We start from the raw sequence: 12,984 nt of genomic DNA on the forward strand, positions 1-12,984 counted from the left end.
CCTGAGCATTCCTCCCATGAGCCAGCACCCCCACGGATCGTCCCCCGCCAATTCGCCGGCCACGGTGCTGTTTGCCAGCCTGATCGGCACCACCATCGAATTCTTCGATTTCTACATCTACGCCACCGCCGCCGTGCTGGTGTTTCCCAAGCTGTTCTTCCCGGCCAGCGACGCCGCCGCCGCCACCCTGCAATCACTGGCCACCTTCGCCATCGCCTTCTTCGCGCGCCCGGTTGGTTCGGCCGTGTTCGGCCACTTCGGCGACCGCATCGGCCGCAAGGCCACCCTGGTGGCGGCCCTGCTGACCATGGGCCTGTCGACTGTCCTGATCGGCCTGCTGCCGACCTACGCCAGCATCGGCACGCTGGCGCCGCTGCTGCTGGCGCTGTGCCGCTTCGGCCAGGGCCTGGGCCTGGGCGGGGAGTGGGGCGGGGCGGTGCTGCTGGCGACGGAAAACGCGCCGCCCGGCAAGCGCGCCTGGTATGGCATGTTTCCCCAGCTGGGTGCACCGATCGGCTTCATCCTGTCCGGCGGCAGCTTTTTGCTGCTGTCGCAATGGCTCAGCGACGCCGACTTCTTTGCCTATGGCTGGCGCATCCCCTTCCTGGCCAGCGCGCTGCTGGTCATCATCGGGCTGTACATCCGCCTGAAGATCCACGAGACCCCGGACTTCCAGAAAGTGCTGGACCGCAACGAACGGGTCAAGGTGCCGGTGCTGGCCGTGCTCACCGGCCACACCCGCGTGCTGGTGCTGGGCACCCTGATCGCCCTGGCCACCTTCGTGCTGTTCTACCTGATGACGGTGTTCGCGCTGAACTGGGGCACCACCGCGCTGAAATACCCGAGGCAGAGCTTCCTCAAGCTGCAGCTGTTCGCGGTGCTGTTCTTCGCCCTCACCATCCCGGTGGCCGCCGTGCTGGCCGACCGCCATGGCCGCCGCCCGACCCTGATCCTGGTGTCGGCCGCCATTGCCGTGTTCGGCCTGCTGATGCAGCCCATGTTCGGCTCCGGCGACACCATCATGGTGACCCTGTTCATGGCCCTGGGCCTGGCCCTGATGGGCATGACCTACGGCCCGCTGGGCACCATCCTGTCCGAACTGTTCCCGGCCGAGGTGCGTTATACGGGCGCCTCGCTGACCTTCAACCTGGCCGGCATCCTGGGCGCCTCGCTGGCGCCGCTGATCGCCACCGCCCTGGCGCGCGACTACGGCCTGCAGTACGTGGGCTACTACCTGTCCGGGGCCGCCCTGATCAGCCTGGTCGCGCTGGTGCTGACCGGTCCCACCCACGCCGAACGCAGCGGCCAGGCTTGATGCCCGGGCCTGTATGGTTCCGCTACCATGGCGCCGGCCTGCCGATCGGCGGCATGACTATCTGTTGCAAGCACATCTTTGTGCTTGCTTAACCATTTTTATAGTTGTACGATGACATACGACTGCATGATCTCGCCGGAGACACGAGAGAGATCATCACCATATTCCCATAACATGTGATGCCATGAACCTGAACGAGCCCGTCAACCAGCGCGCGCTGGGCCAAGCCGTCGGCAAATACCGCTGGACCATTTGCGGTCTGCTGTTTTTCGCCACCACCGTCAACTACCTGGACCGCCAGGTGCTCAGCCTGCTGGCGCCCATGCTGTCCAAGGAGTTCAACTGGAGTAACACGGACTATGCCAACATCACGGCCGCCTTCCAGTTCGTGTACGCGCTCAGCATGCTGTTCGCCGGCAGCTTCGTGGACAGGGTCGGCACCAAGAAAGCCTACGCCATCGCCATCGTCGTGTGGTCGCTGGGCGCGCTGATGCACGCCTTCTCGGTCCCCATGGGCGAGGGCGCCAGCCACCTGGTGAGCGCGCTGGGCGGGGCCGTGATACCGGCCTCCATCCTGGGCTTCATGCTGTCGCGCGCCGTGCTGGCGGTCGGCGAGGCCGGCAACTTCCCCACCGCCATCAAGGCCACGGCGGAATACTTCCCCAAGAAGGAGCGCTCGTTCGCCACCGGCATCTTCAACTCCGGCGCCAACGTGGGCGCCATCCTGGCCCCGATCACGGTGCCGCTGATCGCCGCCGCCTTCGGCTGGCAGGCCGCCTTTGTCGTCATCGGCGCCATCGGCTTCATCTGGCTGGCGTTCTGGATGGCCCTGTATGACAAGCCGGAACAGCAAAAGCGCCTGTCGGCCGCCGAACTGGCCTATATCCGCAGCGACCAGGCCCCGGCCCAGCCGGCCCCTGCCGCCGGCGGCAAGAAAGTCTCGTGGTTCAAGCTGCTGGGCTACCGCCAGACCTGGGCTTTTGCCTTCGGCAAGTTCATGACGGACGGCGTGTGGTGGTTCTTCCTGTTCTGGCTGCCGACCTATCTGTCGGCCCAGTACGGCATGAAGGGCGAGGCCATCGTGCTGCCGCTGGCGGTGCTGTACAGCATGACCATGGTGGGCTCCATTGGCGGCGGCTGGTTCCCGGCCTACTTCATGGCGCGCGGCTACGCTCCCTATGACGGCCGCATGCGCGCCATGCTGGTGATCGCCTTCTTCCCGCTGGTGGTGCTGCTGGCCCAGCCGCTGGGATCGATCAGCTACTGGGTGCCGGTGATACTGATCGGGATAGGCGCCTCGGCCCACCAGGCCTGGTCGGCCAACATCTTCACCACCGTGTCCGACATGTTCCCGCAAAAGTCGGTGGCCTCGGTGGTCGGCATCGGCGGCATGGCCGGCGGCATCGGCGGCGTGGCCCTGACCAAGCTGGGCGGCTGGGTGTTCGACTACTACAAGTCCGTCAACGATATCTACACCGGCTACATGATCATGTTTGCCATCTGCGCGCTGGCCTACCTGGCGGCCTGGATCGTGATGAAGGCCCTGGTGCCGCGCCACAAGGAAATCACCGACCTGTGATGCGCAGCGCCGCCGCCCCGCTGTGCTTGGCGCTGTCGCTGATGCTGGCGGCCGGCGCGGCAGGCGCCGGCGTCAGCGTCCAGCCCCGGGGCGTGGCGCCCGGCTACGACAAGCGCAGCCGCTGATTCTTGCCCCGCGCTGTAGACAGACTGTCAATCCGGGTGCGGGCGGCGTGATAAGATCGCGGCATGAAGAAATCCGTCCCCACCATACGCGACGTGGCCGCCGCCGCCGGCGTCTCGACCGCCACCGTGTCCAAGTTCATGAACGGCGCCCAGCGCTTCTCGCCGGCCGTGGAGGCCACCATCACGGCAGTGATCGCGGAGCTGGGCTACCGCTCCAATCCACTGGCGCAATCCATGATCACCGGGCGCACCCGCAGCATCGGCTTGTCGGTGCTGGACGTGACCAATCCCCACTTCACCAGCATCGTCAAGGGCGCCAGCCGGGTGGCGCTGGGCCAGAACTACACCCTGCTGCTGGTGGACACCGAGGAAAACCCCGAGCGTGAACGGCCGCTGCTGGAGGCGCTGAGCCGCCGGGTGGATGGCATGATCGTGTTTTCGCGCATGGCGGAGGCGGACATGGACTGGCTGCCGGCGCTGGGCAAGCCGGTGGTGTATTTCGGCCGGCCGGCCGAGCTGGAACTGCCGTGGGTGGCCAGCGACGACTACCGCGGCGGCTACATGCTGGGCCGCCACCTGGTCACCCTGGGCCACAAGCGCATCGGCTACCTGGGCTTTCCCCGTTCCCGGCGCGACCAGGAACGCAGCGGCGGCGTGCGGGCCTGCCTGGAAAGCCACGGCCTGGGACTGACCGTGTACAACGCCGACGCGCCCACCTCGCACGAGGGCGAGCGCATGTGCTCATCGATCCTGCTGGGCGGGGAGGCGCCGGACGCGCTGGTCTGCTACAACGACCTGATGGCGCTGGGTTTCATGAAGACGGCCGAGAGCCTGGGCTTCAAGGTGCCGCAGGACTTGTCGGTGGCCGGTTTCGACAATATCCTGTACGGCCACTACACGACCCCGGCGCTGACCTCGGTCGACCTGCAGAGCGAGCGCATGGGCGCGGCGGCCATGGAAAAGCTGATCGCCGCCATCGAGAACAAGCCGGTGCAGGCGCCCAGCATGATAGAGCCGCAGCTGATACTGCGCGACTCGACGGCGGCGCGGGCCTGAGCGGCGGCCCCGCCACGGCGTGGCGGGGGGGCCGGCTTGCAGGCTGCCAGGCTTACAAATTTACAAATAGGCGCTGACGTCGGGACGGCTGGCCAGGGCTTTCTGGACGATGGCGGTCACGCGCTCGCGCTCGGCGCCCTGCAGCGGCTGGCGCGGGCGGCGCACGTTTTCGTTGCCGACCCCGGCCAGCGCTTCCACCAGCTTGAGGTTCTGCACCAGCTTGTTCGATACGTCCAGGTGCAGCAGCGGCATGAACCAGCGGTACAGGGCCAGCGCCTCGTCATAGCGCTTGGCCTTCATCAGCTTGTAGAGGGCCACGGTCTCCCTGGGGAAGGCCACCACCAGGCCGGCCAGCAAGCCGTCGGCGCCGGCCGCCAGGCCTTCGAAGGACAGATCGTCCACGCCCATGAACAGCTGATAGCGCTCGCCCACGGCGTTGCGCAGGTCGGTGATGCGGCGCACGTTGTCGGTCGATTCCTTGATGGCGACGATCCACTCGCAGTCGGCCAGCTCGGCGAAGTTCTCTGGCGTCAGGTCGACCTTGTACGAGACCGGATTGTTGTACACCATGATGGGCAGCTGGGCCGCCTTGGCGATGGTGCGCAGGTTGTCCATGGCTTCGCGCGCGTCGGCCGCGTACAGCACCGACGGCATCACCATCAGGCCCTGCACGCCCAGTTCATGGGCCTGCTCCACGAAGCGGCAGGCAGTGGCGGTGCGGGTCTCGCTGACGTTGACCAGCACCGGCACCCGCCCGGCGGCCACGTTGAGCGCGGTCCGGGTCACTTCCAGCTTCTCGTCGAAGGACAGGGTGCTGGCCTCGCCCAGCGAGCCGCAGGTCAGCAGGGCGTGCACGCCGCTGTCGATCTGGAAGGCAAAGTGCTTTTCCATCTCGGCGTGGTCGAGGTCCTCGTTTTCCTTGAACTTGGTGGTAACGGCGGGGAATACGCCGGCCCATTTTGCTGCTGCCATGGTGATGCTCCTTGTAGATGCGGTTAGTCGTTGGTGTTGATCAGTGAATCGAGGCGGGCCGGCCAGAGCGGCAGGCGCACCGTCTCCGGCCGCCAGCCGTACAGCAGCTCGGTGGCGGCGCCGCAAACCCGTCCCTGGCACGGCCCCATGCCGCAGCGCGTGTGCAGCTTGGCGCTGCGCCAGCTGGCGTGCTGGCGCAGCTCGCCGTGGCGCACGTCTTCGCAGCGGCACACGATGGTGGCATCGTCGGCCAGTTGCGCCAGTTCGGGCCGCAGCGCGAAGCCGTGCGCCAGGCGCGCGGCAAAGCGCTGCCAGCGGGCGCGCTCGCCGAACAGCTGCCGCGCCGCGTCCTGTTGTCCGCTGGCGGCCAGGCCGGCGATGCGGCCCTCGGCCAGCGCCAGGTCGACGCCGCCCACGCCGGTGCCTTCGCCGGCGCAATAGATATTCGCCTGTGACGTCAGCTGCCACGGGTCGACCGTGACGGCGCCGCCGGTGGTGGCGCAGCCCAGCGCCTGCGCCAGTTCCACGTTGGGCAGCAGGCCGTAGCCGCAGGCTAGGTAGTCGCAGCCGATCTCGGTGGGACGGGCGCCGCCGCCACGCTGCACCAGTACCGATTCCAGCATCGCTGCGCCATGCGCGGCGCTGACATGGCTGCCGCGCCAGTAAGGCACGCCGCGCAGCAGGCCGCCCAGCTGCGCGGCCTGGACCAGCTTGGAAGGCGTCGCCAGCAGGCCGAGTGCAAAGCGCGCCAGCGCCGGCGTTTGCGCCTGTTCGACGATGGCGGCAACCTGCGCGCCTTTTTCCTTCAGGGTGGCTGCCACCGCCAGCAGCAGCGGGCCGCTGCCGGCCACCACGACGCGCTTGTTCTCCACCGGATAGCCGCCCTTGGCCAGCGCCTGCAGGCCGCCAGCGCCGGTCACCCCGGGCAGGGTCCAGCCGGGGAAGGGCAGCAGCCGTTCGCGCGCGCCGGTGGCCAGCACCATCCGGCCGTAGTGCAGCGTCTCGGAGGCATCCGGCGTCTGCACCTGCAGCTGCCCCGCTTGCGGCGCGTACAGCACCCGGTGGCGCAGCAGCACGGCCACGTTGGGCATGGCTTCCAGCGCGCGCCACAGCTGGCCCGCGCGCGGGTCCCGCTGGTGCGCCGCGCCGCCGCGCCAGACCTGGCCGCCGCTGGCCGGATTGTCGTCCACGATGGCGACCCGGCCGCCGTGGCTGGCCGCCGCGTGCGCCGCCGCCAGGCCGGCCGGACCGGCGCCCACCACCACGATATCGTGGCTGCTCATGGTGCGCCTCCACCGGTGCGCACGTCCATGCCGGGGCTGCACGGGGTCTGGCAGGACAGCTGGTGCGGGCGGCCGTCGATGGTGACCCTGCATTCCTGGCATACGCCCATGCCGCACAGGGGCGCGCGCGGCATGCCGCTGACCGAGCCGCGGGTGATGCCGCTGCCGGCCTTGGCGATGGCGGCCGCCACGCTGGTGCCGGCCGCCACGCATACGGTGCGGCCGTCCACGCTGAGGGTGAAGGCGCTAGCCATGGAAGCGCTCCGGCAGATAGGGGGCGGCGGGAATGGCGCACTCGCCGCCCACGACCTGCGCCGCCAGCAGCCGGGCCGTGGCCGGCGCGGTGGTGATGCCCAGGCCCTCGTGGCCGGTGGCCAGCCACAGTCCCCGGCGGGCCGGATGCGGGCCGATCAGGGGCAGGCCGTCCGGGGTGGCGGCGCGCAGGCCGGTCCAGCAGCGCAGCACGTTGAGCTGGGCCAGGGCCGGGGTGTACACGGCCGCATGGCGCAGCATGCGCGCCATCATGTGCGGATCGACTTCGGTGTCGGTGCTGCCGAACTGGCGCGAGGAACCGATCAGGACCTGGCCGGTCGGGCGGGGCTGCAGGTTGAATGCCACCGAATCGCCGCTGGCCGCGTGCGCGCTCTTGATGTAGCCCAGTTCCACCAGCTGATGGCGGATGAAGCCGGGATAGCGGTCGGTGATGGCGACATGGCCCTTCTTGGGCTGCAGCGGCAGTTCCGGCAGCAGGGCGCTGCTGCGGGTGCCGGCCGCCAGCACGATGTGCTGCGCCTGGTGGCGGCTGCCATCCTCGAGCAGCACGCCGTGGTCCTCGATGGCGGCCACGCGCCCGGCCTGCAGGCGGGCGCCCTGGCGCATGGCGCGTTCCAGCAGGATGCGCGCGCTCTTGGGCGGATACACCAGGCCGTCGCCGCCCACCAGCAGGCCGCCGGCCAGGCCGGGACGCAGCTGCGGCTCACGGGCGTACAGGCGGGCCGCCGTCAGCAGTTCGCAGTCCAGGCCGTGTGCCGCCAGCACTTCCGCCTTGGCGCGGGCGGCCGCCATTTCCTCCTCGTCGGCCGCGACCCAGATGGTGCCGCAGCGGCTGTATTCGTGGCTGGCCTCCTGGTCACGCACCAGTTCGTTCCACAGCGAGATGGAGTACGAGGACAGCGCCAGCTCGGCCGGGTTGTCGTCCATCACCACCAGGTGGCCCATGCCGGCGGCGGTGGCGCCGCCGCCGATGGCGTCCTGCTCCAGCACCGTCACGCGCAGGCCGTGCGCCGACAGGGCGTCGGCGCAGGCTGCGCCAATGATGCCGGCGCCGATCACGATGGCGTCGGCCCTGGGTGCCGTGTGTGCCGTGGCTGCCGCGGCAGTGTTCACCGTATGCCCCAGACGTAGGGATCGCTGGGGTCGAGTATCAGTTTGGCTTCGGCGTTGACCCAGGCCCGGCCGCGTATGCTGGGCACCAGAGCGCCGTCGCGGTAGCGGTAGGAGGCCTCGAACACGCTGCCGATCACGCTCTCCTGGCGCCACACCTGGCCCTCGGCCAGCTTGCCGTCGGCCGCCAGGCAGGCCAGCTTGGCGCTGGTGCCGGTGCCGCAGGGCGAACGGTCGTAGGCCTTGCCGGGACACAGCACGAAGCTCTGGCTGTCGGCCCCGCTGGCCGATGGCGAGAACAGTTCGATGTGGTCGATCAGGGCTCCGTCATCGCCGGTGACCCCGGCGCGCTGCAGGGCGCCGGCGATAGCCACGGTGTAGGCGGTCAGCGCCTCCACATTGTCGCGCGCGATGCGCTGGCCGTGTTCCGACACCAGGAAGAACCAGTTGCCGCCCCAGGCCACGTCGCCGGTCACCGCGCCGTAACCCTCCACCGGCACCGTGACCTGCGCCTGGCTGCGGTAGGACGGCACATTGTCCACCGTGACGCCGCCGTCCGCATGCAGTTCCGCTTCCACCACGCCCACCGGCGTGTCGATGCGGTGCCGTCCGGGCGCTATGCGACCCATGTGGGCCAGCGTCGCCACCAGGCCGATGGTGCCATGGCCGCACATGCCCAGGTAGCCGACGTTGTTGAAGAAGATCACGCCGGCCACGCACTCGGGCGCATGCGGTTCGCACAGCAGGGCGCCCACCAGCACGTCCGAGCCGCGCGGTTCGCACACCACGGCTGAGCGGAACGCGTCGTGCTGCCCGCGCAGCAGGCGCAGGCGCTCGTGCAGGGGGCCGCCGCCCAGTTCCGGGCCGCCCGCCACCACCAGGCGGGTGGGTTCGCCGCCGGTGTGGGAATCGATGATGGAGATGGTTTTCATGCCTCAAATGGTAGGCCCCCCGGGTCCCGCCTGTCTTGCACCGGGGCTGGTATGTTGATGACGAAATCTGCATAGTTGCAAAAAAGCCGCTGACCCGGCGCGGCGCTGCTGGCACAATGAAAGGCATGAAAATCACGATTGCACACGCGGCGGCCCGCAACGCCGCTTCCGGCGCCGATGCGCCCGGCGCCACGGCGCCGCGCGCAGCCCTGGCCGTCCGCCTGGCCGATCCCTTCTTCAGCGAGGCGCTGTTCGACGCGCTGCCGGACGTGGTGTTCTTCGTCAAGGACATCGAGGGCCGCTACGCCGTGGTCAACCAGACCCTGGCGCAGCGCTGTGGCCTCAAGCACAAATCCCTGCTGCTGGGGCGCACCGCCGCCGAAGTGTTCGCGGCGCCGTTCGGGCAAAGCTACCTGGCCCAGGACCTGGCGGTGCTGGCCGGGCAGGAGATCGAGGAGCAGCTGGAGTTGCACCTGTATCCGAACCGCGATCCCGGCTGGTGCCTGACCCGCAAGACCGCGCTGCGCGACCGCGAGGGCCGCATCGTCGGGCTGACCGGGGTGTCGCGCGATTTGGCCATGGCCGACCAGAAAAATCCGGCCTACCGCAAGGTGGCGGCGGCGGTGAAGGTGATACAGGAACAGTACGGAGAGCCGCTGCAGCTGCCGCAGCTGGCGCGCATGGCCAACATGTCGGTGGCGCAGATCGAGCGCTACTTCCTGCGCATCTTCCACCTGACGCCGCGCCAGATGATCATCAAGACCCGGCTGGACGCGGCGGCCCGCATGCTGGGCGGCGAGGCCAGCGTGGCCGAGATCGCGCAGGCCTGTGGCTATGGCGACCACTCGGCCTTCACGCGCCAGTTCAAGGCCACGGTGGGTGTCACCCCGCGCCAGTTCCGCCAGTTGCTGGGCAGCCAGGGTTCATCTAGGTGAGGCAGCGAACAAACTTTGTTTGGCGGGGGTGACAAAATGCCGGGACCGTAACAGCCACAGGATTAGCATCATGGAAATGTTGAAAGATGACCCCGCTTTGGCGGGCCAGTATGCCGGGCAGCCCGTGATCAATACCCGCGAGCGCGGTGCGCTCGATTACTGGGCTTCCGAGTTCGATGTGTCCGTCCACACGCTGATGGGCGTGATCCGCGAGGTCGGTCCGCTGGTCAAGGAAGTGCGGCGCTGCTTTTCGTTCTGACGACAAAAAAGCCCGCGTTCTCAGGGAGAAGGACGGGCTTTTTGTACTTCGAATTCTTGGTGGTGATAGCTGGACTTGAACCAGCGACCCTAGCATTATGAATGCTATGCTCTAACCAACTGAGCTATATCACCTGCAACGCCCAGCATTATCGGGGCTGGGACCGAGGCTGTCAAGGATGAACCCAAATCTTTTTCACGGCAAGCGTGCACGATTCAAATCCTGCAACGCCGCTTCGATGCGGGCCAGCATGGCCGCCGCCGGGTCCGCTGCCAGGCAGTCGAACACCTCGCGCTGCGGCATGGCGCGCAGCCAGGTCAGCTGGCGCTTGGCCAGCTGGCGCGTGGCGATGATGCCGGTCTCGCGCAGGGTGGCGTAGTCGATGGCCCCGTCCAGGTATTCCCAGGCCTGGCGGTAGCCCACGCAGCGCATGGACGGCAGGGCGGGGTGCAGGTCGCCACGCCGCCGCAGCGCCTCCACTTCCGTGATCAGGTTGCCCTCCGGGCTGTAGTCCAGCATCAGGTCGAAGCGGCGTGCGATGCGTTCATGCAGCACGGCGCGGTCGGACGGCTCCAGCGCGAAGTGCAGCAGGTCGAACGGCAGTTCGGCCTGTTCGCGCCGGGCCAGCAGCGCCGACATGGGCTGTGCGCTCAGGGTGCAGATTTCCAGCGCGCGCTGGATGCGCTGGGCGTCGTTGGGCGCCAGGCGCGCCGCCGTCACCGGGTCCAGCACGGCCAGGCGCGCATGCAGGGCCGGCCAGCCGTCGCGCGCCGCCTCGTCTTCCAGCGCGGCGCGCAGGGCCGGATCGGCGCCGGGCAGGTCGTCCAGTCCATCCTGCAGGCCCTTGAAGTACAGCATGGTGCCGCCCACCAGCAGCGGCAGCTTGCCGCGCGCGTGGATCTGGTCCACCAGGCGCAGGGTGGCGGCGCGGAACTGCGCCACCGAATAGGCATCGAGCGGATCGATGATGTCGATCAGGTGGTGCGGCACGGCCGCCAGTTCGGCGCGGGTGGGCTTGGCCGTGCCGATGTCCATCTGGCGGTACACCAGGGCCGAATCCACGGAGATGATTTCCGACGGGATGCGCGCGGCGATGTGCAGCGCGGCGGCGGTCTTGCCGGAGGCCGTGGGCCCCATGATGGCGACGGCCAGCGGCCGTGCTGCGGTGTGCTCCATGGCGCTTACTGCCCGCGCAGGAACAGCTTGTCCAGCGCGCTGATCTCGACCTGCACCCAGGTCGGGCGGCCGTGGTTGCACTGGTCGGCGCGTTCCGTGTTTTCCATCTGGCGCAGCAGGGCGTTCATCTCCTGCACCGACAGGATGCGGTTGGCGCGCACCGCGGTGTGGCAGGCCAGGGTGCCCAGCAGCTCGTTGCGGCGCTCGATCAGCACGCGCGAGCCGCCGTATTCGCGCACGTCGCGCAGCACGTCGCGCGCCAGGGTCTGGGCGTCGGCATTCTTCAGCAGCACCGGCACGGCGCGCACGGCCAGCGTGGTGGGCGACAATGCGGCAATGTCGAAGCCCAGCGATTTCAGGGTGTCCTGGTGTTCCTGGGCGGTGCCCACTTCCACCGCGTCGGCATAGAAGGTGACCGGGATCAGCAGCGGCTGTACCTGCATTTCCTGGCCGCCGGCCTGGCCGTCCAGGGCGTTCTTGAGCTGCTCGTACAGGATGCGCTCGTGCGCCGCGTGCATGTCCACCAGCACCAGGCCCTTGTTGTTCTGGGCCAGGATGTAGATGCCGTGCAGCTGGGCCAGCGCGAAGCCGAGCGGGAATTCTTCCTGCGCCATGGCGGCCGGCGAGGCGGTCCAGGGGCTGGCCTGGGGCAGGGCGTATTCCGCCTTGGCGCCGGCCTGCGTCCTGGCCTCGGCGCGGTAGGCGGCGCCGCCTTCGCTGGCGGCCGGCGCCGCTGCGTCGCTCTGGCCGCCGTCGCGGAACAGGGCGCCGTAGCGCTCCGTGCTTTGCGCCACGCCACCCGGGGGCGCGCCGCGCCCGAACGGCGAGGGCGAGAAGCTGGGCGTGTAATCCGGCTTGAGCAGCGATCCGAACGAGGTCTGCTCGCCGCGCCACACCGGCGTGGCATGCAGGGTATCGGCGGCCGGCAGCGGCGAGGGCGCGCTGCCGTGTGCGGTGGCCGAGGTCTGGGCCAGGGCGCGCTGCACCGCGTGGAACACGAACTGGTGCACGGCGCGGCTGTCGCGGAAGCGCACCTCGATCTTGGACGGGTGCACGTTGACGTCCACCAGCGCCGGGTCCAGGTCCAGCGCCAGCACATAGGATGGGAAGCGGTCGCCGTGCAGCACGTCGGCATAGGCTTGCTTGACGGCGTGCACCAGCAGCTTGTCGCGCACGAAGCGGCCGTTGACATAGAAGTACTGGCAGTCGGCGCGCGCCTTGGAGGCGGTCGGCAGGCCAACGTAGCCGTGCAGGCGCAGGGTGCCGGCGCTTTCATCAAGGTGCAGGCGCGCATCGGCGAAGCTGTCGCCCAGGATGTGGGCGCAGCGCTTGGCCATCTCGGCCACGTTCCAGTGTTCGATGGTGCGGCCGTTGTGGCTGAGCGAGAACGCCACGTCCGGCCGCGACAGCGCGATGCGCCGCACCACTTCCGCGCAGTGGCCGAATTCGGTCTGCTCGGACTTGAGGAACTTGCGCCGCGCCGGGGTATTGAAATACAGGTCCTGCACGTCCACCGTGGTGCCCTGCGCGCCGGACGAGGGCGACACCGTGCCGTTGTGCGAGCCGACCAGTTCCCACGCATGCGGCGCGTCGGCCGTGCGCGAGGTCAGGGTCAGGGCCGCCACCGAGGCGATCGAGGCCAGCGCCTCGCCGCGGAAGCCCAGGGTGCCGACGTTTTCCAGGTCGTGCAGGGAGGCGATCTTGGACGTCGCGTGGCGCGCCAGCGCCAGCGGCATCTGCTCGGGCGGGATGCCGCGCCCATTGTCGGTGATGGCGATGCGTTTCACGCCGCCTTCCTCCAGGCGCACCGTGATCTGGGTGGCGCCTGCGTCCAGCGCGTTTTCCAGCAGCTCCTTGACCACGGCCGACGGGCGTTCCACCACCTCGCCGGCGGCGATCTGGGAAATCAGCTGGTCAGGCAGGGCCTGGATGGGGCGGGGGCGGGCGGACAGGTCGGGCGCATTCATGC

13 protein-coding genes and 1 tRNA gene are annotated in these 12,984 nt (G+C 68.9%); 6 read left to right on the forward strand and 8 right to left on the reverse strand.

What is annotated here, in order from left to right; genetic code table 11:
- The first annotated feature begins 16 nt into the window (after positions 1 to 16).
- The 4 genes from ACLB1G_RS16990 to ACLB1G_RS17005 all read left to right on the forward strand — a co-directional run bounded on the left by ACLB1G_RS16990 (position 17) and on the right by ACLB1G_RS17005 (position 4,075).
- Positions 17 to 1,315 carry an MFS transporter gene (locus ACLB1G_RS16990; protein WP_491628413.1) on the forward strand — a complete coding sequence of 433 codons (1,299 nt, stop codon included), beginning with the start codon at positions 17 to 19 and terminating at the stop codon, positions 1,313 to 1,315.
- A gap of 184 nt (positions 1,316 to 1,499) precedes the next feature.
- Positions 1,500 to 2,894: an MFS transporter gene (locus ACLB1G_RS16995; protein WP_491628414.1), complete on the forward strand. Its 1,395-nt coding sequence runs from the start codon at positions 1,500 to 1,502 to the stop codon at positions 2,892 to 2,894.
- On the forward strand, positions 2,894 to 3,019 hold the full coding sequence (locus ACLB1G_RS17000) for a hypothetical protein (RefSeq protein WP_491628415.1): 126 nt from the start codon (positions 2,894 to 2,896) through the stop codon (positions 3,017 to 3,019). Before ACLB1G_RS16995 ends, ACLB1G_RS17000 begins: the two co-directional genes overlap by 1 nt.
- 63 nt (positions 3,020 to 3,082) lie before the next feature.
- Positions 3,083 to 4,075, forward strand: coding sequence for a LacI family DNA-binding transcriptional regulator (locus ACLB1G_RS17005; RefSeq protein ID WP_491628416.1), 993 nt, complete (start codon positions 3,083 to 3,085; stop codon positions 4,073 to 4,075).
- A gap of 60 nt (positions 4,076 to 4,135) precedes the next feature.
- On the opposite strand, the gene ACLB1G_RS17010 is transcribed toward ACLB1G_RS17005, so the two are convergent.
- Genes ACLB1G_RS17010 through ACLB1G_RS17030 form a run of 5 tightly spaced genes read right to left on the reverse strand, consistent with a single transcriptional unit; the run spans position 4,136 to position 8,645 of the window.
- Positions 4,136 to 5,047 carry a dihydrodipicolinate synthase family protein gene (locus ACLB1G_RS17010; protein ID WP_491628417.1) on the reverse strand — a complete coding sequence of 304 codons (912 nt, stop codon included), beginning with the start codon at positions 5,045 to 5,047 and terminating at the stop codon, positions 4,136 to 4,138.
- A gap of 23 nt (positions 5,048 to 5,070) precedes the next feature.
- On the reverse strand, positions 5,071 to 6,330 hold the full coding sequence (locus tag ACLB1G_RS17015) for an FAD-dependent oxidoreductase (protein WP_491628418.1): 1,260 nt from the start codon (positions 6,328 to 6,330) through the stop codon (positions 5,071 to 5,073).
- Positions 6,327 to 6,584, reverse strand: a complete 258-nt coding sequence (locus tag ACLB1G_RS17020) for a (2Fe-2S)-binding protein (RefSeq protein ID WP_491628419.1) — start codon at positions 6,582 to 6,584, stop codon at positions 6,327 to 6,329. The genes ACLB1G_RS17015 and ACLB1G_RS17020 overlap by 4 nt, the downstream gene beginning before the upstream one ends.
- Positions 6,577 to 7,716, reverse strand: coding sequence for an NAD(P)/FAD-dependent oxidoreductase (locus tag ACLB1G_RS17025; protein WP_491628420.1), 1,140 nt, complete (start codon positions 7,714 to 7,716; stop codon positions 6,577 to 6,579). The genes ACLB1G_RS17020 and ACLB1G_RS17025 overlap by 8 nt, the downstream gene beginning before the upstream one ends.
- Positions 7,713 to 8,645, reverse strand: coding sequence for a 4-hydroxyproline epimerase (locus ACLB1G_RS17030; RefSeq protein WP_491628421.1), 933 nt, complete (start codon positions 8,643 to 8,645; stop codon positions 7,713 to 7,715). Before ACLB1G_RS17030 ends, ACLB1G_RS17025 begins: the two co-directional genes overlap by 4 nt.
- Before the next feature lie 125 nt (positions 8,646 to 8,770).
- Here ACLB1G_RS17030 and ACLB1G_RS17035 point away from each other — a divergent pair, with 125 nt between their 5' ends.
- Both ACLB1G_RS17035 and ACLB1G_RS17040 read left to right on the forward strand, forming a co-directional pair.
- Positions 8,771 to 9,580, forward strand: a complete 810-nt coding sequence (locus ACLB1G_RS17035; protein ID WP_491628422.1) for an AraC family transcriptional regulator — start codon at positions 8,771 to 8,773, stop codon at positions 9,578 to 9,580.
- 70 nt (positions 9,581 to 9,650) lie between these two features.
- Positions 9,651 to 9,839 carry a DUF3606 domain-containing protein gene (locus ACLB1G_RS17040; RefSeq protein WP_491628423.1) on the forward strand — a complete coding sequence of 63 codons (189 nt, stop codon included), beginning with the start codon at positions 9,651 to 9,653 and terminating at the stop codon, positions 9,837 to 9,839.
- A 57-nt stretch (positions 9,840 to 9,896) separates the two neighbouring features.
- Here ACLB1G_RS17040 and ACLB1G_RS17045 read toward each other — a convergent pair.
- The 3 genes from ACLB1G_RS17045 to mutL form a co-directional block, all read right to left on the reverse strand.
- A tRNA-Met gene (locus tag ACLB1G_RS17045) sits at positions 9,897 to 9,973 on the reverse strand.
- Positions 9,974 to 10,034: 61 nt separating this feature from the next.
- Positions 10,035 to 11,015, reverse strand: a complete 981-nt coding sequence (miaA, locus tag ACLB1G_RS17050; protein WP_491628424.1) for a tRNA (adenosine(37)-N6)-dimethylallyltransferase MiaA — start codon at positions 11,013 to 11,015, stop codon at positions 10,035 to 10,037.
- A 5-nt stretch (positions 11,016 to 11,020) separates the two neighbouring features.
- Entirely contained in the window at positions 11,021 to 12,982 is a 1,962-nt protein-coding gene (gene mutL / locus ACLB1G_RS17055) for a DNA mismatch repair endonuclease MutL (protein ID WP_491628425.1), read from the reverse strand.
- Between the last annotated feature and the right edge of the window lie 2 nt (positions 12,983 to 12,984).

Source organism: Duganella kummerowiae (assembly GCF_053572355.1).